Here is a 22,416-nt window from a genome sequence, read left to right as displayed (position 1 = left end):
CTTATCTAAACTGAATGTTGCCCTATTGTCCCACAGTGCGCCGCTCACGTCAGCCTATTCGGGACCGCGAATGCGTAGAATAATTCAGCGCCTTCACCGCTGATTATCAATTATTTTTTATTATCTCATCCTTAAATTCACTTTGTCATAAATACATCACACAGATGCGGTAAAAATTCTGCGCTGAGAAAGTTCAGACAGATATTGAATACAGCAAAAACTTTGATGATTGGCATCTTTCAATGAAGAAAACAGGGCAAAAACATGAAAATTAATATTCTGGCAATGTTAATACCGGCGCTTTTAATTGCCACTACTTCACACGCTGCGGAAGTTTATAATAAAGACGGCAATAAACTCGACTTATACGGAAAAGTAAAAGGTTTGCATTATTTTTCTGACAGTAAAAGTAATGATGGTGATAAATCTTACGTTCGTTTTGGCTTTAAAGGCGTCACCCAAATTAATGACAAACTTTCCGGCTACGGTCAGTGGGAATATCATGTTGCGGTTAACCACGCGGAAAGCGAAGGCACCGCCGATACCAAAACCCGCTTAGGCTTTGCCGGTTTGCGCTACGCCGGATTGGGTTCTTTCGACTATGGCCGTAACTACGGCGTGTTATACGATATCGGCGCGTGGACCGATATGCTGCCGGAATTCGGTGGCGACAGCTATGTAAAAACCGATAACTTCATGACTGGCCGCACCAATGGCGTTGCCACTTATCGTAACAGCGATTTCTTCGGTCTGGTGGACGGTCTGAAATTTAGCCTGCAATATCAAGGCAAAAACGACGATACTTCCCGCGGGACTTCGAAACAGAACGGCGACGGCTTTGGTCTGGCGTCCAGCTATGAAATTGGATCAGGCGTTAGCATCGGTGCCGCGTATACCTCCTCCAACCGCACAACCGCTCAGAAGGCTGGCACATTCGGTAAAGGCGATAAAGCTGAAGCCTTCGCCACGGGGCTGAAATATGATGATAACGGCGTTTATCTGGCGGCAACCTATGCCGAAACCCGTAATATGACGCCAATTTCCGGTACGGCCAGTATTAATAACACCCCAACATCAGTGAGCGGCTTTGCAAATAAAGCACAAAACTTTGAATTAGTGGCTCAATATCAGTTCGATTTCGGTCTGAAACCTTCTCTGGCCTATGTTCAGTCAAAAGGTAAAGATATTGAAGGTCTAGGCGATGTCGATTTGGTTAAATATATTGATGTAGGCGCTTATTACTTCTTCAATAAAAACATGTCTACTTACGTAGATTATAAAATTAACCAGTTGAGCAACGACAATAAACTGAAACTGAATAATGACGATATCGTTGCCGTCGGTTTGGTTTATCAGTTCTAAGTCTTCTGTAAAGCATTACCCTCATTTTATATGAAGTATTTTTCAGGTCATTCGCCGGGATTAATTCCCGGCTTTTTTATATGTTAATCTCATTCATACACAACATTAACGCGTCTCGGGAGCCTGGAGCAGCCAGTTATCTCGTAAAGCCCCGTTCACCGCCCCACGAGCCTTGGCTACAGATTTTCCTGTCGGGGGGCTGAAACTGCCCAGAGCGATCCAATGCTGATAACGAGGTTGGCCCAACGCTTTGTCCGCCTGACTCAATAAAGGTATCAACCGAATGCCAAAGCGATCCCGCGTGGGATAAGGCCAATCTAGGTTTTTATCGATATAAGGTGCCATAAAATCCAGCGCTTTCAGTAACCCGCTGCCGTTAGGCGTTTGGTAGCGCCATAAATCCAAATGCAGGTTGTTCGCCAGCGTAGCCAGTTGCGTCACTGCCTGTAAATTAAAGTCGCTATAATGGAAAGAACGCGTTCGAGCCAACTCCAACGGCTGTGCGCCATTGGCCTCCAACTGATAATTCAGCAGCGGCTTCATCTGTTCGGCCATGTCCAACACCAACTCGTCACGCTGCAAATACCAGGCAATTCCGGCAACCTGCACTTTGTACCAACTGCCGTGATTGTTTTTAGCCGCCGCCTCTTTTTTTCCCAACGGGCTGGTTTGCAACCAATACAAATAATCCGTCATCCACTGATGCATTTGTTGTTCATCCTGCGCCGTCCAGCTCGGATTTTTACGCAGCATGATCAGCGAATCCACGACTCGGATAGCGAAATAACGTCCGTCCAGCACACCAGAACCTCTCCCTTCTGCCACGCCGGGAACGCCTTGAGCAAAATTAAGATTTGGGTTCATCCGCGTAGCCGGTACCAAAAACCACGCTCGGATCATCCCGACAGCTTTATCCGCATATTTTTGCTGACCGGAGAAATACCAGGCTAGTGTCAGAGCCTGCACCTGCGCGGTGAAGTCCGCCAGCCGAACGCCGTCGCTGTCCTCATTTTTACTGGCCGGATTAATGTCGCCGTCCTGACGAACCCAGGGTAAAACGTCAGGGCGCTGGCTGTCCGGCCACCAATAGGCGCTCAGACTGAGATAATCATGTTTAGAACCGCTGGGTGGCGTCATGCGTTTATCCATCACGCTCATATTTTCCCGCGCTAACGCCTTATCCGCCTGTCGAATTAGCTGGGAATACGCTTCTTGAGTGAGTTCCGGCGCCTGCTGCTCAGTAATAAGCTGCCGATTCTTCTGGAGATCTTCAGTAGATAAAAATGCATAGGGTGGGCTGGCGGCTGCGCTATGGCTTAGCAACCCGTAAGTCATCGCCAGCCCCAGAATACCTGGCACTGACCCTCGAATGTTCAATATTCTCAAGCGGGACTCCAAACCAATAACTGAAAATGCTGATTTATTCAGCATGCTATATCAGAAAAAAATTTTCATTGGTTTAAATGTGTCCAAATATCCTCAATCCATTGACGCCAAAAATACGATAGATAAAGACCTATTGATTGCGGGGAGTTTATCCCCATAGATAATGGGGCAAAAAACAGATTTAATCCTTTGCTTATCATCAGCCAGATCATGTTTACTAAACCACTCTTTCCCGTCCTTACCTGTTGAAGAATCATGCTAAAGCAAACTAGCCGTAACCCGTGGCCGTTAATTGGTGCGCTTTTCACGCTGTATTTCGTCTGGGGATCTACCTATCTGGTGATTCGTATTGGCGTAGAAAGCTGGCCTCCGTTGATGATGGCCGGGATTCGTTATCTGGTGGCGGGGATTATTCTGTTCAGTTTTCTGGCTATTCGCGGCCATCAGTTACCGACACCACGCCAATGGCTGGCGGCCAGCGCCATCGGAATTTTGCTATTAGCCATTGGTAACGGGCTGGTGACTATTGCTGAACATCAGCACGTTCCTTCCGGTATCGCGGCGGTTATGGTCGCCACCGTTCCGCTATTTACCCTGTGTTTTAGTATGCTGTGGGGCATGAAGAATACCAAACTGGAGTGGGCTGGCATTGGGCTGGGACTGGTTGGTATCATTTTTCTGAATACTGGCAGCAACTTACTGGGAAATCCTACCGGCGCGCTGATGATTCTACTGGCTTCGGCGAGCTGGGCCTTTGGTTCGATCTGGAGTTCCAAACTGGCATTACCCGCAGGCGCGATGTCTGGCGCGGCTCAAATGTTAGTTGCTGGCGTAGTATTACTGCTGGGCTCAACCTTAAGCGGAGAAAAACTGACGCAACCGCCGACCACCAGCGGAATTCTGGCATTGATGTACCTGATTGTATTCGGCTCAATGCTGGCCATTAGCGCTTATATGTTCCTGCTGAAAAACGTCCCTCCGGCGGTGGCGACCAGCTATGCCTACGTTAACCCGGTGGTGGCAGTATTGTTGGGCATCGGATTTGCCGGCGAGAGTCTGTCTCTAACCGAGTGGCTGGCACTGGCGGTTATTGTCTCGGCGGTGGTATTGATAACATTGGGCAAGTTTTTAATTGGTAAGCGTTAAAAGCCGCGCCCTTGTTTCGCTAAGGGAACCGTCTATAATTCCTGCTGTTTCGATAAAAAGTGAAAATATAACTATGCAGAAGAAATTACTGATCGCCCTGTTTGCGGTGATGGCTCTGAGTTCTCTGGGCGGCGTATTCCTGGCGGGTCTGAACATGTATACCCGTTCAACCACGCCGCAGGAAACCGAAACGGTACACTCTCCGCTGGGTGACATCGCGCCGGCCGGGATGTCTAACTCCGGTCAAAAGCAGCCTTAATCACTACTCTATTCATCATGTATCGCTGCTGTAAAAAGACTGTTAGCCCCTCCCCCATTCAACCACCTGCGAGCGGAGGGGGGCACAGCGAATAGACAGATCAACCCTCCGTTACTCTTTCAGTTCCTTAACAACGTCTGCATTGCCTTTGTCCAAATTATAACGCCCTGTCAATCATAAATATTTTTTAACCTTGTCAGGCCGTTAAACGCCAAAAGGGCAAAGTGCGCGTCCATCGCTCTTTGCCCTTTAATACCACAAACAGAATTCTCTCTGCGGTTTGACGATCGGTAATGACTTATTCAGTACCCAAATATTATTTATTCAGTACCCAAATAGAGTATTTACCGTCTTTCTGCTCGGAGCCTTCCAGAATTTTCTCGAAACCTGGGAATTTTTCACCCCATTCCGCGATGCTCTGGATATAGCGCAGCCAAGGCTCATCGTTAGAACCAAAGCTTTCCCCCGGCATGATGATAGGGATGCCCGGAGGGTAAGGAATAACCCCAACCGCTGAAATACGACCCGCCAATTGATCAATCGGCAGCAATTCACACCGACCTGCCATATGATCCTGGAATGCTTTACGCGGCAAAGTAACCGGTTTAGGTAAGTTACTGAAAGCTTCAGATTGCAATTTATCCATTTCGCTGGTTTTCATGTGGGCGAACATGTCGTCACACAGGTCTTTCAGCCCCATTTTTCCATATTGCTGCGGGTAGTTTTTCGCCAAATCCGGCAGACACAGGGCAATTGGCGTGTTGTCATCGTAGTGCTGTTTGAATTCCAGTAATACGTTGATTAACGTTCCCCATTTCCCTTTGGTTACGCCGACTGAGAACAGGCACAGCACCATAAAATCGGTGGTCCGTGAAGGGACAATCCCTTTCTGACCGAGGTAGGCCGTTACCACCGCCGCTGGAATCCCTTTGTCCAGCATTTTGCCGTCGTCACCCATGCCCGGCACCATAATGCCGGCTTTAATTGGGTCCAACATGCACCAATCGTCTTCCAATTGATCAAAGCCGTGCCAGTTTTCCCCCGGTTTCAAAACCCAACAAGACGGGTCCGTTGCCAGCTGCTCGCGAGATGCCTGCGCAAACGGCACTTTCTTACCCGTTTTAGCATCGGTAATTTCCGGTGCGTTCCACGGCTTGAAGAACCATTCCCCTTGCTTAGCGAAAGTATCATGGGCTCTGGCCAGCGCCAGACGAAAATCGACCGCTTCGTTAATCACTTCCTGCGTCAAAGCGTGTCCTTGCTCGCCGTCCATCATCGCTGCGCCAACTTCGTTCGCGGCAATAATGGCGTACAGCGGAGAAGTGGTCGATTGCAGCATGTAAGACTCGTTAAAACGAGAATGCTCAATCGGTTTCTTACCGTTACGCACGTGGATATAAGAAGCCTGAGACAGCGCCGCCAACAGTTTATGGGTTGATTGGGTCGCAAACACCGTTGGACCATCGGGATCGTGATCCGCCGGATTACCGCGCATCGCGTGGCGATCCCGATACATTGGATTGAAGCGGGCATAAGCATACCAGGCTTCATCAAAATGAATCTGATCAACACTTTCCGCCAGCAGATCCTGCGCCTGTTTAGCGTTGTAGCACATACCGTCATAGGTACAGTTAGTAACTACGGCATAGACTGGTTTTGTACTGTTAGCCTGTGATTTCAATGGGTTTTGCTCAATTTTTTGCTGGATAGACTCCGGCTTGAATTGAGACTTGGGAATCGGCCCGATAATACCGTAGCGGTTACGTGTAGGAATAAAGAACACCGGCAGCGCGCCGGTCATGACCAATCCTTGCTCGATGGATTTGTGACAGTTACGGTCACACAGAGCAACTTCTTTATCTCCCACTACCGCCGCCATAATCGCACGGTTAGAACCAGAGGTCCCGTTCAGCATGGAATAGCTCATATGCGCCCCGAAAACGCGGGCGGCGTAAGCTTCTGAATCTTTGATCGGGCCGCTGTGATCCAGCAGCGAACCCAATGATTCACGTTCGATACCCGTATCGGTACGGAACAGGTTTTCACCGAAGAAATCGAGGAATTCGCGGCCTACAGCCGTTTTACTGAATGCTACCCCGCCCTGATGTCCGGGAGCGGCCCAAGAGTATTCAGGGTTATCTTCGGTATATTTAAAGAGTGCTTTGGTAAACGGCGGCAGCAGCTGTTCATAATATTTTACGATCAGCGCATGGGCGCGAGCGGCAATAAATTCAGCGGTATCTTCATGCATCCAGACAAATTCATTCACCAATCGCATGGTTTCCAGGCTAAGGCTATTAATACAAGAATGCTCTGCCATCAGTAATACCGGCACATCCTTATTGCGGCGGCGAATTTCTTTTAGTAGCTCGGAAGCCTGGCTGTGGGAGGCATCGTCATTGCCACCGGATGTCCAATCAACAAAAATACAACACAAAGAAGAGTCTGAAGCGACCGTAGCGATACCGTCTTCAAAGGTCGCGGCGGCAATAACATTGAAATTAATGTCCCTCAGGGCTTCAATCAGTTCGTTAACGGCTCGTCCATTCGCGGTATTGGCTTCGAGAATATTACTGTCCACCACCAAAACGTTGCGTTTTTTGTGACGACTTAAATCAATCATCGTAGTTGTCCTTGTTATAAGACCAAAACATCAGATTTATGCTTCCCCGCCCCTTTCGGCGCGGGGTGATGAATTAATTGCTTTTATCCAATGGAGCATCCAGCGGGAACGGGTTTTTGTGGGTACGGTTATAGTTAAATGTATAAAGCGCAGTGATAACCATCAGCACCACAAATGACCACATCACTTCTTCTGCACCGGAGCCCACCACAGCCCAAATACAGTACACAAACGCAACCATGGTAATGGCGACATAGGTCTTGATCTGTTTGCCCAAATGCCCGTGCCCCAGTAGTAGCAAGGCCGCACAGGTATAGATATAAGGCACCAAAGTGAATATGACCGAAACAGAAGAGACCAGACCAAACTCTTTCGCCGCGTTTGGCGAAATGCTGCTGATTTGGAAGATAGTCATTAATACGCCAAGAATAAGCAACCCGGCTACCGGCGTACCGGCTTTATTGACCTTACCGAAAATCGGCGGGAACAGGCCGTCATCCGCCGCCGCTTTGGCGGTTTGACCGGCTACCAGCGTCCAGCCCCCCAGTGAGCCTAGACAACCGGCTGCAGCACACAGGGAAACCACGGCACCCGCGGTATCACCCAATGCTAAACGAGCCGCATCACCGAAAGGCGAGGCAGAAACACGCAGCGCGGCGTTCGGGATCATCCCCATAATGGCGGTACTGGACAGGACGTAACATACCGCGGCGATCAATACGCCACCGACGGTAGCAATAGGTACGTTGCGTTTAGGATTTTTAACTACCCCAGCGGCTACAGAGGCGGTTTCAACCCCAATAAATGACCACAAAGTCACGTTTAAAGTGCTTTGAATCGCGCTGAAAGTCCCTAGTCCGCTGACGTTCCATGCCTCCATGTAGGTCTCGCCTTTGAACCAGAACCAGCCAAACAGCGCAACCCCAACAATTGGGATTAATGCCAATGAGGTGGCAACAGCCTGAACCCGCGTAATCATTTTAGGACCGACGATATTCAGCCCAACAAATATCCACAGGATCACTACGCAAGTGATGGTTAATACCATAGGTTCTTTTAAGATTGGGAAAAAATAACTGAGGTAACCGACCCCAATTACCACCATAGCAATATTCCCAATCCAGCAGGCCAACCAATAAAGTACGTTGGTCTGATACCCTAAAAATGGCCCAAATGCGCGACGTGCATAGGCATAGGAACCACCGGGACTATCATCTAAGGATGACATTTTTGCGTAAACCATCGAAAGTGCTAGCGCACCAATAATAGTGACCAACCATCCCCAAATAGCTATTCCGCCCGTTGAAGCCAAGTTAGCAGGTAAAAGAAAAACGCCAGAGCCCATTATATTGCCTGCTACCATCAAGGTGACAGGAATGAGGCCCACCTTTTGATCATCTGTAGACATAGGTAATCCTTACAAACCCCTAGGAATGGGATGAAATAATGAGTAATAACCGCATGCGTATTTAAAGATAGACGATAAAATTTATAAAGAAAGAAAATAAATTTTCTAAGGAAATTTTAATCCTGATCAAAAAAACATGACGCAACAACCAATTAGGTAGGTAAAAAATTCGTAAATTATCTAAATCGTAAAAAAACATTAATAAAAAATAGACAGTCAGCCAGAAAATCAGTCAACTACAACCAATTGAATTAAATCAATAAATTACTTAATATTACGAATTAAAACATACTCATCACAATTAATTAATATTTTTGACTTTATAAACCAGCCAAGCCATTGATTAATAGAATATGAATGTAATTCGAGCATAACCAATAAAATCAGATGTAAGATGAAACGTAATTTATAAAAAAATGTTTGTATATTTTTGTATGTATTTGTAAATACATGAATTTACAGTTATCTTCAATTAATTTAATTATAGGGAATGGCTGTATTTCTTCTAATAAATGAAACGACGCTGTATAAATAAACATATTAAAAATTAATTATAATCAAGCGAATTGATATAAATCAGATTTGAGTCAACCCTGGTGTTAGACATTAATGATTTCAGACACGATTTTTATTTAACTGACTACAGTCAATAAGTAAGCAAATTAATACCGTTAATTAATTATTTTTGTTTATGTTATAAATTCGCCAAGCCCTGTCTGACCGCGATAATTCACATATCGTTAATCAGTGTATATTCAGAGAAAGAGGTGACGTGAAAATCCAGCAGCAATAGCCTCTCTCACGCTGCTGGCTCTGTTAGGGCCGCTTTAATTCCCTGTCTAATTAAGGTTAATTACCCGCTAGATATATTTACCGAGCAAACTAGTGGCAGTCCGGATGCCGCCAATGTACCAATAGCTCTTCTGGCTAAAGCATGCTATCGGCCCGCTGATGCACGCCTGAGCGATTCAATGCCTGCGTCAACACAGCCAGAATGGCAAAGCGTCACTTTGATGCACTCCGAATACAATTAAGAAGATCACCAAAAACTCCTGTGTATCGCTGAAGATAACAAGCCTGAATTACGGGTTATTCGACGGAGATACCGATTGTAACTCGCGCCAGGCCGCGAGTTTTCGCGTCCAACGTTCAAACAACATATCGGTAATGATAGCTAACAGCGCGACAACCAAAGCGCCCTGAATAACATAAGCAGTATTAAAACCACTTAAACCGATAATGATTGGAGAACCTAAGGTTTTGGTACCGACCGTAGAAGCAATTGCGGCAGTCCCAATATTGATGATCACCGATGTGCGAATCCCCGCGACGATAACCGGAGCGGCGAGCGGCAATTCTACGCGCCACAAAATCTGCCTGGCACTCATACCTACGCCTTGAGCGACTTCACGGGTGGCCTGAGACACGGATTCCAGCCCTGTCAACGTGCCTTGCAGTATCGGCAGCAACCCATAGAGTACCAACGCAATAATTGCCGGTTTCTCGCTAAACCCCATCACCGGCACCGCTATCGCTAGCACTGCCACCGGCGGGAAGGTTTGCCCTATCGCCACCACCGTTTCTACAACCGAACGAAATTCCTTCCCTGCCGGACGCGTAACGGCAATGCCTGTTGCAACGCCAAAAAACACGGCGATCAGGCTGGAAATCAGCACCAGCAACACGTGAGCTTCCAATAACGACCAGAACGTATCCTGTAAATAAATAGGGCGATCGAGATTGGGGAACCAGGCGGCAAATAGGCCATGCAGCGATGGCATGCCAAATACCAATCCCAGCAGTAGTAATATTGCCCAAATCAATGGATCGGTAACTCTACGCCATAGCCAACGGCAAATAGATGAGGTCATGGCTGCTCCTGACTGGCGATCAGATCGGAAAAATAGAGCACGCCGAGAGGCTGTGATAATTCATCGATCACCTGCAATCTATCGGCTTTACGTGAGACAAACAGCGAAAGCGCTTCCCGCAGGCTGGTTGACGCCAAAATCGGCTCTCCCGCCACGCTTTCCCCAACCCTCATACGCTGCGCCGCCCAACCAAGTGCCAACAGTTTGATCCCCAAATCGCTCCGGCCAAAGAAATCACGCACAAAATCGTTAGCCGGCTGCGTCAACATTTGAATTGGCGTGCCTTGCTGCACCACTTTCCCCTGATCCAATAGCACAATGCGATCGGCCAGATTCAAGGCTTCGTCAATATCATGGGTTACCAGCACTATGGTTCGGCCTGACATTTGGTGTATACGGGCAATTTCAAACTGTAACGCTGAGCGAGTCACCGGATCCAGCGCGCCGAAAGGTTCATCCATCAACAGCACTTCCGGGTCGGCAGCCAACGCTCTGGCAACCCCAACCCGCTGCTGTTGCCCACCCGAAAGCTCATGAGGATAACGGTGGCGGAACTGATCCGCATCCAGTTGCAACAGATTCAATAACTCCGTGACCCGCTGGCGGATTTTCTCACGCGGCCATTTAAGCAGTTGCGGAACGGTGCCGATATTTTGCTCTACCGTCCAATGCGGAAACAGGCCGATAGATTGAATCGCGTAGCCCATCCGACGGCGCAAATCTTCGGGTTTGAATTTTTGAATTTCTTCACCGGCAAAGTGAATTTGCCCTTCATCGTGCTCGATCAGCCGGTTAATCATTTTTAACGTCGTGGACTTACCCGAGCCAGAAGTGCCGATCAAGACGGTAAACTCCCCTTTGGCAATATCCAGTGAGAGATTATCTACCGCCAGTTTGCCGGCAAAATATTTACTAACCTGATAAAAATGAATCATCGGCGGGTCACATCCAGAAAAGAAACCATAAATTTAAACAGTGAATCAACAACGATGGCCATCACTATCACCGGTATAACGCCCAGCAACACCAAATCCAATGCGCTGCTTAATAATCCCTGAAACACGATAGCGCCTAATCCACCGGCACCAATCAGGGCTGCAACCACCGCTAACCCGACGGTTTGCACTGCCACAATGCGAATGCCCGATAGAATCAACGGCAACGCCAGCGGGATTTGCACCCGAACAAACAGTTGGCTACCGGTCATCCCCATTCCCCGCGCCGATTCCATCACGCTATCCGGTACGCTTTCCAATCCGGCAACCACGCTGCGAACCAACGGCAGCAAGGCATAAAGTACCAATGCAATAATTGCCGGAGCCAGACCGATCCCGCTCACTCCCAGCTTTGCCAGCCACGGCCAGGCTGCGGCTAACCCCGCCAGCGGCGCGATCAGCAAACCAAATAACGCAATAGAAGGCACCGTCTGGATGATATTTAGCACGGAAAAAATAGCGGTTTTCAGGCGATAAGAACGAAAGCACAGCATCCCAAGCGGGATTCCCAGCAAAACGGTAGGAATAACTGTCGCCAACAAAATTCCGAGGTGCTGCCAGAAGGCATCAGCGAAGACGTCCTGTCGGTTGGCATATTCCTTCATCAGCGACAGTTGATCCAACTGACCGATAAACAACAGAATAATCACAGGGGCGAGTACCTGCACGCTGGCTAACATACGCCACAGCGGGCTGGTAATTGCTCTGGAAAGGCTATCGACGGCAATCAGAAAGGTTAATCCGGCCATTAGCCAGAAAGCGCCGCTCAGCGAAGTGCGAACCAGGCTCTCTTCGCCACCGGAAAGCTGAAAGGCAGTAAATCCCGCCAACCAGACCAAACCGAATAGCAGCAACTCCGCCATCAGGACAATAACCGCGTAAATCCAAGGTTTAGGGGAAACGAAAGAAAGGGCAATCAAAGCGATAACGGGCAACAGCACTAACCCCGCAGGCCCATGTAATAAAGACAAGAAGGCAATACCCTGCCCTGAAATCAACCGATTCTGCGCGTGGCTGAGAAAAGGAAGCCCGGCACCTGCCAAAATCAGCAACGTCACCAGCGCCAGCAGCACGCGGTTTTTGACTAACATAAACAAAAAGTCTCCATGACCGGCTAAAGATGCAATCCGTCGCCGGTCAGTATTTCATTACGAGGATTAACCTTTGATAAACCCTTTCTCTTTTAGATAGCTCGCGGCAACCTTCTTCGCATCCTGTCCTTCGACGGCAATCCGCGCATTCAGTTTTTGCAGGGTTGAGCCATCAAGAGTTGCAAAAACCGGATTCAACACGGCAGGAATTTCAGGATGCTGCTTCAGCGTCGCTTCGCGGATAATCGGCGCCGGGGCATAAATCGGTTGAACGCCTTTAGGGTCAGTCAGCGTTTGTAAGCCCAAAGCGGCCACTGGGCCGTCAGTGCCGTAAGCCATAGCCGCATTCACACCGGAGGTTTGCTCCGCCGCCGCTTTAATGGTGACAGCCGTATCGCCTCCCGCCAGCGACAGCAGTTGGTCCTGATTTAATTTGAAGCCATACGCCTGCTCAAACGCAGGTAACGCATCTGGGCGTTCAATAAATTCTGCCGAAGCCGCCAGTTTGAACTGACCACCATCGCTTATCCATTTGCCTAAATCAGCCAGCGTCTTAAGATTATTTTGACTGGCTAAATCCTGACGAACCGCAATGGTCCAAGTATTGTTTGCCGGCGCTGCATCCAGCCAGACCAGCTTATTTTTTTCATAATCCAGCGCTTTGACTTTCTCGTAACCGGCCTGAGCGTTTTTCCACGCCGGATCTTTTTCATTTGAGAAGAAAAAGGCACCGTTGCCGGTATATTCAGGATAAATATCAATTTCACCCGCACTGATCGCCGCTCGCACCACTTTGGTCGTACCCAACTGAGATTTGTTGGTGGTTTTAATATTATTGGCCTCCAGAACCTGCACAATAATATTGCCCAGCAGCGAGCCTTCAGTATCGATTTTAGACCCCACACGCACGCTATCTGCCGCCTGTGCCAGACCGGTCGTCAGGCTTAACATAATGGTTGCCAGTGCTATAACAGGTCTAAGGGTAAGGGTTAGTGCCATCGGTTTGCCTCTTATCATCGAAGGATTTTAATGAGTTACAGGGTTCTTTATGACCCAATAACTATTAACAAATCAATAACTATGTCGACTTTATTTGCCTTAGTCGTTCGTTTAATCTTCAGCAGCTATCCGTTAAACCTACGCAAACTTAGCCACTTCTCCCAGCTATCATCATGATGGGTAGTCAGCCCCAAGGTCGTGAAACGGGTGAATTTCAACCTCGCTCGGCTGGCATGCATACTCGCCTAACCATACAGTATAGCCATTCACCACAAATCCCCCGCGGCGCTACTGATAAGCCCGTATTAATCCCTACCAAGGGAACGGGAAAAATTCGAGCCAACGCGCAATAGGGAAAGATAGTGACGAGAGAAAAGCCTCTGTGCCCAATTTAGATATATAGTTGTAAGCTAAATATTTTCATTAACCCACGGACAGGTGACTTTCGATGAACCCTTCTTTTCTGGTTAGCCCGCACTGGCTGGCTGAACATTTAGACGATAAACAAGTGGTTATTCTGGATGCCCGGCTGTCACCGCCGGGGCTAAACCCTAAACGCGATATTCAAGCCGAGTTTGAGCAAGGCCATATCCCCGGTGCGGTTTTCTTTAATATTGATGAGGTTTCCGACCACAGTACCGATCTGCCTCACATGTTGCCCAGCGCCGAAGCATTCGGTGAAGCAATGGGTAAATTGGGTATCAACGATCAGCACACGATAGTGTTGTATGACGATGGCAACCTTTTCTCAGCCCCGCGAGGCTGGTGGACATTTCGCACTTTTGGCGCCCGTGACGTTCGCGTGCTGGAAGGCGGTATTGAACAGTGGAAACAAGCCGGTTTGCCACTGGAAAGCGGGCCAGCCAATCCGGCTCCACAGTGGTTTACCGCCACGCTAAACGAGAAATCTGTTAAAAATTACGAGCAGGTTCTCGCCGCTATAGACGAACCGGACACGCAGATCCTGGACGCGCGCCCGACGCCACGGTTTGCTGGCGCGGAACCGGAACCTCGCCCCGGCCTGCGATTAGGGCATATTCCCGGCAGCATCAATATTCCCTGGGGCCAGATGATTGAGCAAGGCCAGCTCAAATCGCCAGAGATTCTGCGGGATATTTTCCAATCTAACGGTGTCGATCTGGAAAAACCGATCGTTGTTAGCTGTGGTTCCGGCGTAACCGCTGCGGTACTGGCATTGGGGTTACACGCAATAAAAGCTCGTTCTGTATCTTTATATGACGGTTCCTGGGCCGAATGGGGTGCATCAGATTTTCTCCCCATTGAAGTTAGCCCCAGATAACCTCTACGATTATTAATAATCTAAATGGCCGGATTAATATCCGGCCACTGCGGATTTGGATAGATAACAAACGCCTCAAACAAAGTCTGGGCAGATATCAACTTCAACATTATGGCCATCAAAATACATTTTAGTTAACAGTTCAGGGGTAATTAATTTAGTTAATGAAAAAAAGCAAATAACATTCGTTTATACGAATATCAAATTTAATGAAGTTTAATAAAAATCCGCATTAGAAATAATAATAATCATAAAAAATCCATTTAATTCATCATTCATTAATTTATTCTTTAAACAGTGAAAAAGTGAAAAAGTGAAAAAGTGAAAAAGTGAAAAATACAATAACGGCGAACCAATGCCCGCCATTATCATTATGTCATATTAAAACGACTATTTTTTAGGACCGCGCACCCGCAGAGTCAGGCCCTTCAGGAAGTAACGCAGCACCTGATCGCCACAAGGACGGAAGTTTTTGCTGTCGTCCTTACGGAACAACGCGTTCAATTCAGGTTTGGACACCGGAAAATCAACGGAGGTGAAGATATCGTGCATATCGGTATCTTTCAACTCGAAGGCTACGCGCAGCTTTTTCAGCACAATATTATTAGTGATACGTGCTTCAATAGACGGAGCTGGGAATTTGTCATCCTTACCACGCTTAAAGAAGATCAGACCGTTAAGAAAATGAGCCATGACCTCATCAGGACAATTCTGGTAACCAGCTTCGTCTTCTTTCTTAAGGAAATTAACGACATCCGCGCTGTTCACTTCAAAATCAGTTAACTTGATGATTTCTACGATTTTAGCATCGTTAACATTAAGCATATAGCGAACACTGCGGAGCACATCGTTGTTGATCATATTACTGCCCTATTCCAATTAATTTAATAGACGTGTGCGAATGTCGCAAGAATAACAAAAAAGCTTCTTTAACGTCTGGCGGGCAGTATTATATAGAGATAATCCTTTTTTCTCAATGTAAATTTAATTTGATATAATCGTGAAAAAAGCAAGTAATTATTAAATACAAAATAACGACATTATTCAAAATCACAAATAAACGTTAAACGAAAACAAATATAAATTGACAACTGATTAGTAAAATAACATATCAGAACCCAACCACACAAAAATGCGCCTGATTGGGCTCTGGTATAAAAACAGAAATTACTTATCGTTAGTGATAACGCACAGATCTCTTGAGTCTGATTTATACGGGCTAATCTCTTCGCCAATAATGTATTTATTGCGCAACATGGCAGATATTTTATCCATCACCATCACAATAACCACCATAATCAACGTAATAAACATCACCACATCCCAGTTCCATAAACGCATATTCTCTGCGTAAACCAAACCGATACCGCCAGCACCGACAAAACCTAACACTGCCGCAGAACGGGTATTAGACTCTATCTGATACAGGCTAAGCGCCAGAAAAGTTGGAAACGACTGGGTGAAAATACCAAAGCGGTGTTTTTGTAATGGGTTGGCCCCCATTGCAGTTAATCCACGGCTAGGGGATTTATCGACTGCCTCGTGTCCCTCAGCATAGAGTTTACCCAGTAAGCCCATATCCTGCATAAAAATGGCCAGAACCCCCGCTAACGGCCCCATTCCTACGGCACGAACAAAAATCAGCCCCCAAATCGCCATATCGATACCGCGAAAAACATCGAGAAAACGGCGCACAACAAAAGAGGTAACTCGTAATACCGGCGTATCCATGACATTACGGGCAGCAAGAAAGGACAGTGGCAACGCAATAAACGTCGCTGTAAGCGTACCGGCGAATACAATGGCTAAAGTAATAAAAATCTGACCAAAGTAATATTTAAACGGCCAGTTGATAAAATCATGCCAGACAAACATTCTCAGGAAATAGCGCCCTATTTGCTGGCTGCCGTGAACGAAGGCAGACCAGGGAATACCAAAGAAATTAAAGAAGAAAATATAATAGAAAACAATGGCCACGCCGATGCCAACGACCAAGCGAAGATAGCGCCGCTGCTGCGAGAAAAGGGTCGGATGTTGCTGCTTCAGAGAGATCACATCGGCTGGCGAAAGCGTATTCGTCATCATTAAGCGGCTCCTTCCACAACACGTTTACGTAATTTTCCGGAGGCGTAATCTAGTAATGAAACCACGGTAATAATCAGCAACAGCGTGATGCTGACCTGATCATAACGATCCAACTTAATAGACGTCATTAGCTCTTGTCCTATTCCGCCCGCGCCGACCAAACCCAGTATGGTTGACTGGCGAAAATTAATTTCCAATCGCATAAAGCTGTAAGACAGTAAGATAGGTTTCACCTGCGGCCAAAGACCAAAACGCATACGTTGCAATTTACTAGCACCACAAGCTGTCAAACCGCGAACAGGTTTATTTGAGGCAGTTTCAATAGACTCATAGAATAATTTGGTCAGGCTACCTATCGTATGTAACGCCAGAGCCAAAAAACCGGGAATCGCGCCAATACCAAAAGCCATAACAAACATGACTGCCCAAGCTAATTCTGGCATGGTACGTAAAAATGCAACAAAGGTACGAATCGCTAATCTGACTGGTGCTGGGCTGTGGGTGTTATTAGCCGCCAGAAAAGCCAAAATACAGGCGACAATAACCGAGAGAATGGTTGCGGCAATGGCAAGCTGTAGCGTCTCCCAAATTAGCGGTAGCTGAATATTCAGGCGATAGCCCCAATATGCCAATGAACCTTCGGTACGCCCATCGGCAAATAAAACCGGCCAGTGAAGTACAGGAATTGTTTCAGCCAGATAGTCAAAAAAATGTGGGAATGAAACTAGAACGGTGTGAAGATTAAATTCAGCAATACTGCCTGCACCCAAATAGAGTACAACCAGAGCTAAAGACCATATTAAGGTTTCGCGTTTTTGCTTACTGCGAACCTGCTGGTAATAATGATTGAAATCAGTATTCAAAATAACTTACCGCCTGAAAACCGATAGCTCCGGTATTCCGTTCCTGAGCTATCCTATTCATTATATCAACCGACTTAACGGTCGCCTTTAGTTAGATCGCGCTTCAAATCAATGACGGTTTGGTATTCGCTCAATGAGGTTTCCTCAATATGCTGCTTGCCCCCTACCGCTTTGATAAAACAGGCATGGTCTTCTTTATCCAGTTTTTTGATAGCCTCAACCAACTGCGCTTTGAATGCTGGCGGTAAAGCACTGCGAACAAGAATTGGGCCATTAGGAATTAACGGAGACTGCCAGATAATCCTAATCTGTTTCATTAAATCGGGATGATCCATACGAATCATGCGAGTGAAAGCTCCGCTAGTATAACCGGTATTATAATCGCCGATCATTGATGCCCAGGTTACCGCGCCGGCAAACTGACCATTAATAACGCCAAGGATGTCTTGCTCATGACCACCGGAGAACGTCACGCTGGAGAAGAAATTGTTATATTTATTGTCCGGCGTTCCGCCGAATTTCTGTTTAAAGCTCTGATTAGGGATCAGGAAACCCGAAGTTGAATCCGGGTCGGCAAAACCAAAGGCTTGCCCCTTTAAATCCTCCATTTTCTGGTAAGGGCTGTCTGCCTTCACCACGACCACAGAGTGATAGCCACGAGACTGATCGGTATCATCGACGACAATACCGACCAAATCGACGGCCTTAGGGTCTTTAATATAAACCGAGGCGAAAGATGACGGTGACATACTCAGCACCATATCAATCTTTCCACCGAGTAATCCTTGAATGACCCCAGAATAATCCGAAGCATTATGCAAATTGGTTTTTACTTTTAATTCTTTGTCCAAAAATTCTTTTACACACATATTATCGCCAATCTGCTGTGTTGCATTTTGGCCACCGAGAATACCCAAATTGATTTCTTTCGGTGCATCTGCCGCCGTGGCGTTAAATACCATCATCGCACCTGCCACTAACGAAGTAACACTCATTACTTTTTTCATTAAAATAACCTATGTCCGTAGAGGATTAATGGAAATTAATGCAAAACATCTGTTGCTTCATCGTTGTAAATATCATGAATAATACTGTCACTTAGTTGATCAGGATGACCGTCAAATATAATTTTTCCTTGCGCAATACCAATCACTCGCGTGCAGTAATCTTTAACTAATGCCACCGAATGTAAGTTCACCACCACCGCAATATCGTTTTCACTGATTTTTTGCAGCGTATTCATTATTCGGGTGGTATTTTTTGGGTCGAGGGAGGCTACAGGCTCATCGGCCAATAGAATTTTAGGGTTTTGCATCATCGCGCGACAAATAGCCACGCGTTGCATTTGCCCTCCGGATAAATTTTCGGCGCGCTGCAACGCATGTGGCAACATATTCAACCACTGCAAGAGCTCGACGGCTCTGGCTCGGTCACGCTCGGCAAATATTTTAAAAAATGATTTAAGCGTTGAGGTATGACTTAATCTTCCGAGTAACACATTGGTCATAACATCGAGGCGAGGAACCAGACAGAAATCCTGAAAAATCATTCCACACTTGGCACGCCATTTACGCATTTGTTTGGCCGTCAGCGAGGCAATATTTTGCGTTTCCCCACTCTCCTGATAGTTAAGAATCTCTCCACCGCTGGAAGAAATGGTGCCATTCAATATATGAAGTAACGTTGATTTTCCTGCGCCTGAGCGGCCAATAATCGCTACAAATTCTCCAGCATGGAGTTCAAAATTGATGTTATCCAACACCTTATGCTGCGATGCATAGGCTTTCATCAATCCTTTAACCGCCAGAACCTTTTTTTTCGTTTCCGGTGCAGTATCAGGATAATCTGGCGCATATTGAAGTAATGCCTGGCCCATAGAATGTCTCTCAGATTGCAGGTTATCTTTGAGCCATTAACGGATATTTTTATTACAGAGAAATGATAGTTTGATGAGAGAAAGGTGACATGTGATTGCCACCTTTCTTTAGAGAAGATGAGTCTTTCTTGTTAAATCAGCTACGAATTTTACGGTAGATAAACAGCACAACCAAGGCACCGATAACTGCGACGACAAAGCTACCAATGTTAAAGCCGTCTACTCTGCCCATCCCAAAGAAAGTACTGATATAGCCACCGACCAAAGCACCGACCACACCAAGAATGATGGTCATAAAGAATCCGCCACCGTCTTTACCTGGCATAATCCACTTAGCCAGAATACCGGCGATGAGACCAAAGATAATCCAGGATAGAATCCCCATACGTCCTCCAAATATTGAATAAACCTGACGGTCTGTGCTTTATCAGCTGAGTGATTATTAGCTATTCACAGCGTCCATTACAGTATTAAGTTAAGACCTTATTAGGTAAATCCGCAAATCTGTACGCTTCATCCAAGAATAAAAATAAATTTTTTATCCCGCTAAAACACAACTACTCGACCGATTAAATAACCGGTTCTCTTGGCGCGAAAATATGATTCACCTGCCGCTGACGCATTTTCGCTAACAAATCGTAGCCGCCGTTTGGTAGCGAATGCGCAAACTCCCGCTCACTGGTAAATATCGGACTGGCCCAATAAATGTTTACCGGATCGCCCTGCTGCTCCGGCAACGTCAGACTGACGTGCTCAGAGTATAGATTGGCCGATAATACATAGCCTTCGTAACCCTGAGGGGCGACTTCAGACTCCAGTGCATGGCCTTCTCCCAGCCAGCTTATTTTTCCCCACGGAACATGGGCAAAACCGGCTAAAGCACTCGCCATGCGAACGGCGTTGTCTTCGTTGACATATTGACTATCCACTGCCATCGCTAATTCTATTCGACGATATTTCCCGGCATCATCATTAAATAAAATCTCAACCCAAGGCTGCGGACGAATACTGACACCCAGCGTCAGAAAATAATAAACTCCATCCTTTTCATGCTGAGAGATCGCCATTGGCGGCCATCTGCCCTGATCAATAGCATAATACTTTTGCGCCGGACCAAAATGTTGCTCATAGCGTCGAATATATTCCACTTGCATACTGGGCCAGGGATTACCTTCCTCCTGCTGCCAGACTCGCCAAAATTGTCGAGTACGTTCCGCCTGAGCATATTGCGTATTAGTAGACGCAGACCCCAAAGGTAAAGTGAGTGGATTCTCTTTAATACAGCTAGCGGAGTAACAGACAGAGTGATCGATATACAAACTCCAGCCGGGAATCACCGCCAATAATTGCCCCTGATACCACAGCGCTGCGCCGTCATCACTTTCTGACCAGATAATCTTAATATATTGCGCATCCAATGCTTCTTCACCGGCAATATTTCGACAATAGGCCGCAGCCAAACGCGGGGCAAGCCCCTGCTCAATAGCCGCGTTATCATCTAACTGGGGAGCCGCAGTCAGATTTCTTACCCAGCAGGCACGCACCGGAAAACGATCTTCAACGGACTCCAACGGGTAAATATAGAAATAAACCACACGCTGATCTTGTTGCACCACAGCCACCAGTGTCTGGTTTTCATTACTGACTTCGGCCAGCACTTCTGATTCTTTCATATCGCCTCAACTTTATCGGCAAAGAATAATTATCGGGCAACGGGCGGATTATTCCCTTACTCCAGATAAAATTAGCCTAATTATGCTACCAGTGTAAAACGTCTTAGCCGTTTAAATCATTGGAAAAAGTCTCAAAAAACCATTATATGAAAGAAAAATGGCTCGATTAATGCCCATTCGCTACATGAAAAATCGAATGATAAAAATAAAATACGCCCAAATCGATATAATAAAATTTTCTTGTATCAAGTCGTGTCTATGGCTCTTGACTCAGTGGGTTAATCTATCGTTATTTTACTAAAACTCCATACGAGGAAAGCCTATCCAGTACCTTAATCATGGTGACGAATCTTCTTTCACGCTAAAATAAGTTCAGATATCACACGACAGAATTGAAGGTTCCCATGGCTTATATCCCTAAAAACTATGCCCGGCTGGAAAGCGGTTACCGCGAGAAAGCGCTAAAACTCTTCCCGTGGGTTTGCGGAAAGTGTTCCAGAGAGTTTGTGTATTCTAATCTGCGTGAGTTGACCGTACACCACATTGATCACGACCACGGCAATAATCCGGAAGATGGCAGCAATTGGGAGATGTTGTGCCTGTTTTGCCACGATCACGAGCATTCTAAATATACCGAAGCCGATCAATACGGATCGACGGTTATTGCCGGAGATGACGCGCAGAAAGATCAGGGTGTCGCTACTCACAACCCTTTTGCCAATCTCAAAACTCTATTAAAAAAATAATGGTCTGTTTACCGGTGAGAATACCTATATCGTTATTTTCACCGGTCAATTGCCAAATTTGTACCTTACTGCAATGCCGGGATCTTAGAAGCCCAGTAATTGCCGATAAGTACGAGGTTCCAGCATATCTGCGGTTAATCCTAGGGTTGAGGCAAAAAGACTGCATTGCAGCTTTAATTCTGCCAATTCATTCGGATCATCTGTCATCACCGCAATTTCAGCAAAATTTCCCACAGACTCCAAATGGTCGACCGTAATGTGAAATTGGCCGATAAAATAGATACTGCGGTTCTTTTCCAGGGTAAATACCGGCTGATAGCCTAAAGTCACCAGCATACTCGAAATCTTGCCCAAATCCTCGACCCGGCTGGCTTCGCATCGCTCGCTTCCCGGCCCTTTGACAATCCATAGCCGAATACCCGACGGGTTCATTTCACGCAATATCATACTGATATTTTGCCGTGCAAGACCGCCATCACAAGCATCCAGATAACAATCTTTTTCATGATTATTGAGAGCAAAAATCTCTGCATCCTGCGTTTCTATTCGCCTCAATAGGTTACGGATATTCTGTACTCGAAATTTTAATTCAACCTCATATTTCCCAACAAAATGCTCACTCATTGAATCCGCCCTGATAGGAAAATAGTCGTAAGAAAACCTTATATCTACTCAATTATGCCTTAAGTCTGTTAGCCACAGGTTGATATAAGCTGGATCAAATCCGATGCGA

The 22,416-nt window shown here is 46.5% G+C and carries 20 protein-coding genes; 5 read left to right on the top strand and 15 right to left on the bottom strand.

All coding sequences use genetic code 11. The annotated features are described in order from the left end of the window. Nucleotides 1-264 precede the first annotated feature (264 nt). A complete protein-coding gene (gene ompC / locus ACQ4OC_RS00365; protein ID WP_064512662.1) occupies nucleotides 265-1,362 on the top strand; it encodes a porin OmpC in 1,098 nt (365 codons plus the stop codon). Between the two features lie 105 nt (nucleotides 1,363-1,467). Here ompC and ACQ4OC_RS00360 read toward each other — a convergent pair whose 3' ends face one another. Then, entirely contained in the window at nucleotides 1,468-2,793 is a 1,326-nt protein-coding gene (locus ACQ4OC_RS00360) for an alginate lyase family protein (protein ID WP_430970831.1), read from the bottom strand. A gap of 210 nt (nucleotides 2,794-3,003) precedes the next feature. On the opposite strand from ACQ4OC_RS00360, the gene yedA reads away from it, so the two are divergent. Further along, the gene (gene yedA, locus ACQ4OC_RS00355) at nucleotides 3,004-3,894 is read left to right on the top strand and encodes a drug/metabolite exporter YedA (protein ID WP_430970830.1); all 891 of its coding nucleotides are present in this window, start codon (nucleotides 3,004-3,006) and stop codon (nucleotides 3,892-3,894) included. Nucleotides 3,895-3,967: 73 nt separating this feature from the next. Next, the gene (locus tag ACQ4OC_RS00350) at nucleotides 3,968-4,153 is read left to right on the top strand and encodes a hypothetical protein (RefSeq protein ID WP_430970829.1); all 186 of its coding nucleotides are present in this window, start codon (nucleotides 3,968-3,970) and stop codon (nucleotides 4,151-4,153) included. Between the two features lie 316 nt (nucleotides 4,154-4,469). Here the strand turns inward: ACQ4OC_RS00350 and ACQ4OC_RS00345 are convergent, their stop codons facing one another. From ACQ4OC_RS00345 to osmF, 6 genes are all read right to left on the bottom strand, one after another. Further along, entirely contained in the window at nucleotides 4,470-6,776 is a 2,307-nt protein-coding gene (locus ACQ4OC_RS00345) for an Orn/Lys/Arg decarboxylase N-terminal domain-containing protein (protein WP_064512656.1), read from the bottom strand. Between the two features lie 73 nt (nucleotides 6,777-6,849). Further along, a complete protein-coding gene (adiC, locus tag ACQ4OC_RS00340; RefSeq protein WP_064512653.1) occupies nucleotides 6,850-8,184 on the bottom strand; it encodes an arginine/agmatine antiporter in 1,335 nt (444 codons plus the stop codon). Nucleotides 8,185-9,266: 1,082 nt separating this feature from the next. Then, nucleotides 9,267-10,055, bottom strand: coding sequence for an ABC transporter permease (locus tag ACQ4OC_RS00335; RefSeq protein WP_162975172.1), 789 nt, complete (start codon nucleotides 10,053-10,055; stop codon nucleotides 9,267-9,269). Next, entirely contained in the window at nucleotides 10,052-10,990 is a 939-nt protein-coding gene (locus tag ACQ4OC_RS00330) for an ABC transporter ATP-binding protein (protein ID WP_064512650.1), read from the bottom strand. The genes ACQ4OC_RS00335 and ACQ4OC_RS00330 overlap by 4 nt, the downstream gene beginning before the upstream one ends. Then, the gene (locus ACQ4OC_RS00325; RefSeq protein WP_120805940.1) at nucleotides 10,987-12,141 is read right to left on the bottom strand and encodes an ABC transporter permease; all 1,155 of its coding nucleotides are present in this window, start codon (nucleotides 12,139-12,141) and stop codon (nucleotides 10,987-10,989) included. Before ACQ4OC_RS00325 ends, ACQ4OC_RS00330 begins: the two co-directional genes overlap by 4 nt. A gap of 66 nt (nucleotides 12,142-12,207) precedes the next feature. Continuing rightward, the gene (gene osmF / locus ACQ4OC_RS00320) at nucleotides 12,208-13,140 is read right to left on the bottom strand and encodes a glycine betaine ABC transporter substrate-binding protein OsmF (protein WP_120805938.1); all 933 of its coding nucleotides are present in this window, start codon (nucleotides 13,138-13,140) and stop codon (nucleotides 12,208-12,210) included. 448 nt (nucleotides 13,141-13,588) lie between these two features. Here osmF and sseA point away from each other — a divergent pair, with 448 nt between their 5' ends. Then, nucleotides 13,589-14,440, top strand: coding sequence for a 3-mercaptopyruvate sulfurtransferase (sseA, locus tag ACQ4OC_RS00315; protein ID WP_064512644.1), 852 nt, complete (start codon nucleotides 13,589-13,591; stop codon nucleotides 14,438-14,440). A gap of 390 nt (nucleotides 14,441-14,830) precedes the next feature. Here the strand turns inward: sseA and ACQ4OC_RS00310 are convergent, their stop codons facing one another. The 7 genes from ACQ4OC_RS00310 to ACQ4OC_RS00280 form a co-directional block, all read right to left on the bottom strand. Next, the gene (locus ACQ4OC_RS00310; RefSeq protein WP_064512643.1) at nucleotides 14,831-15,301 is read right to left on the bottom strand and encodes a DUF1456 family protein; all 471 of its coding nucleotides are present in this window, start codon (nucleotides 15,299-15,301) and stop codon (nucleotides 14,831-14,833) included. 306 nt (nucleotides 15,302-15,607) lie between these two features. Continuing rightward, nucleotides 15,608-16,525 carry a phosphonate ABC transporter, permease protein PhnE gene (gene phnE / locus ACQ4OC_RS00305; RefSeq protein ID WP_064512641.1) on the bottom strand — a complete coding sequence of 306 codons (918 nt, stop codon included), beginning with the start codon at nucleotides 16,523-16,525 and terminating at the stop codon, nucleotides 15,608-15,610. Continuing rightward, nucleotides 16,525-17,388, bottom strand: a complete 864-nt coding sequence (phnE, locus tag ACQ4OC_RS00300; RefSeq protein ID WP_430970828.1) for a phosphonate ABC transporter, permease protein PhnE — start codon at nucleotides 17,386-17,388, stop codon at nucleotides 16,525-16,527. The genes phnE (ACQ4OC_RS00305) and phnE (ACQ4OC_RS00300) overlap by 1 nt, the downstream gene beginning before the upstream one ends. A 74-nt stretch (nucleotides 17,389-17,462) precedes the next feature. Continuing rightward, nucleotides 17,463-18,395, bottom strand: a complete 933-nt coding sequence (gene phnD, locus ACQ4OC_RS00295) for a phosphonate ABC transporter substrate-binding protein (protein ID WP_120806816.1) — start codon at nucleotides 18,393-18,395, stop codon at nucleotides 17,463-17,465. Nucleotides 18,396-18,430: 35 nt separating this feature from the next. After that, entirely contained in the window at nucleotides 18,431-19,264 is an 834-nt protein-coding gene (gene phnC / locus ACQ4OC_RS00290) for a phosphonate ABC transporter ATP-binding protein (protein ID WP_064512638.1), read from the bottom strand. A 136-nt stretch (nucleotides 19,265-19,400) separates the two neighbouring features. Then, nucleotides 19,401-19,649, bottom strand: a complete 249-nt coding sequence (locus tag ACQ4OC_RS00285; RefSeq protein WP_049596664.1) for a GlsB/YeaQ/YmgE family stress response membrane protein — start codon at nucleotides 19,647-19,649, stop codon at nucleotides 19,401-19,403. 184 nt (nucleotides 19,650-19,833) lie between these two features. After that, nucleotides 19,834-20,937: a suppressor of fused domain protein gene (locus ACQ4OC_RS00280; protein WP_064512636.1), complete on the bottom strand. Its 1,104-nt coding sequence runs from the start codon at nucleotides 20,935-20,937 to the stop codon at nucleotides 19,834-19,836. Between the two features lie 404 nt (nucleotides 20,938-21,341). Between ACQ4OC_RS00280 and yajD the strand changes: the two genes are divergently transcribed. Further along, nucleotides 21,342-21,683, top strand: coding sequence for an HNH nuclease YajD (gene yajD / locus ACQ4OC_RS00275; protein WP_064512635.1), 342 nt, complete (start codon nucleotides 21,342-21,344; stop codon nucleotides 21,681-21,683). 84 nt (nucleotides 21,684-21,767) lie between these two features. Here the strand turns inward: yajD and ACQ4OC_RS00270 are convergent, their stop codons facing one another. Then, nucleotides 21,768-22,307: a class IV adenylate cyclase gene (locus tag ACQ4OC_RS00270; protein ID WP_064512633.1), complete on the bottom strand. Its 540-nt coding sequence runs from the start codon at nucleotides 22,305-22,307 to the stop codon at nucleotides 21,768-21,770. Nucleotides 22,308-22,416 lie beyond the last annotated feature (109 nt).

The organism is Yersinia sp. J1 (genome assembly GCF_050586585.1).
Taxonomy (GTDB): Bacteria; Pseudomonadota; Gammaproteobacteria; order Enterobacterales; family Enterobacteriaceae; genus Yersinia; species Yersinia entomophaga.
Note: the sequence above shows the minus strand (reverse complement) of the source record. Positions and strands in the feature narration are given on the sequence as shown.

Bases quoted from the DNA above. Each gene is read 5' to 3' on its own strand.
- ACQ4OC_RS00285 (WP_049596664.1), bottom strand. From the start codon at position 19,649: ATGGGGATTCTATCCTGGATTATCTTTGGTCTCATCGCCGGTATTCTG.
- yedA (WP_430970830.1), top strand. From the start codon at position 3,004: ATGCTAAAGCAAACTAGCCGTAACCCGTGGCCGTTAATTGGTGCGCTT.
- ACQ4OC_RS00330 (WP_064512650.1), bottom strand. From the start codon at position 10,990: ATGATTCATTTTTATCAGGTTAGTAAATATTTTGCCGGCAAACTGGCG.
- ACQ4OC_RS00280 (WP_064512636.1), bottom strand. From the start codon at position 20,937: ATGAAAGAATCAGAAGTGCTGGCCGAAGTCAGTAATGAAAACCAGACA.
- ACQ4OC_RS00360 (WP_430970831.1), bottom strand. From the start codon at position 2,793: ATGCTGAATAAATCAGCATTTTCAGTTATTGGTTTGGAGTCCCGCTTG.
- ACQ4OC_RS00345 (WP_064512656.1), bottom strand. From the start codon at position 6,776: ATGATTGATTTAAGTCGTCACAAAAAACGCAACGTTTTGGTGGTGGAC.
- yajD (WP_064512635.1), top strand. From the start codon at position 21,342: ATGGCTTATATCCCTAAAAACTATGCCCGGCTGGAAAGCGGTTACCGC.
- phnE (WP_064512641.1), bottom strand. From the start codon at position 16,525: ATGATGACGAATACGCTTTCGCCAGCCGATGTGATCTCTCTGAAGCAG.
- phnD (WP_120806816.1), bottom strand. From the start codon at position 18,395: ATGAAAAAAGTAATGAGTGTTACTTCGTTAGTGGCAGGTGCGATGATG.
- phnC (WP_064512638.1), bottom strand. From the start codon at position 19,264: ATGGGCCAGGCATTACTTCAATATGCGCCAGATTATCCTGATACTGCA.
- ACQ4OC_RS00270 (WP_064512633.1), bottom strand. From the start codon at position 22,307: ATGAGTGAGCATTTTGTTGGGAAATATGAGGTTGAATTAAAATTTCGA.
- ACQ4OC_RS00325 (WP_120805940.1), bottom strand. From the start codon at position 12,141: ATGTTAGTCAAAAACCGCGTGCTGCTGGCGCTGGTGACGTTGCTGATT.
- ACQ4OC_RS00335 (WP_162975172.1), bottom strand. From the start codon at position 10,055: ATGACCTCATCTATTTGCCGTTGGCTATGGCGTAGAGTTACCGATCCA.
- adiC (WP_064512653.1), bottom strand. From the start codon at position 8,184: ATGTCTACAGATGATCAAAAGGTGGGCCTCATTCCTGTCACCTTGATG.
- ompC (WP_064512662.1), top strand. From the start codon at position 265: ATGAAAATTAATATTCTGGCAATGTTAATACCGGCGCTTTTAATTGCC.
- ACQ4OC_RS00310 (WP_064512643.1), bottom strand. From the start codon at position 15,301: ATGATCAACAACGATGTGCTCCGCAGTGTTCGCTATATGCTTAATGTT.
- ACQ4OC_RS00350 (WP_430970829.1), top strand. From the start codon at position 3,968: ATGCAGAAGAAATTACTGATCGCCCTGTTTGCGGTGATGGCTCTGAGT.
- osmF (WP_120805938.1), bottom strand. From the start codon at position 13,140: ATGGCACTAACCCTTACCCTTAGACCTGTTATAGCACTGGCAACCATT.
- sseA (WP_064512644.1), top strand. From the start codon at position 13,589: ATGAACCCTTCTTTTCTGGTTAGCCCGCACTGGCTGGCTGAACATTTA.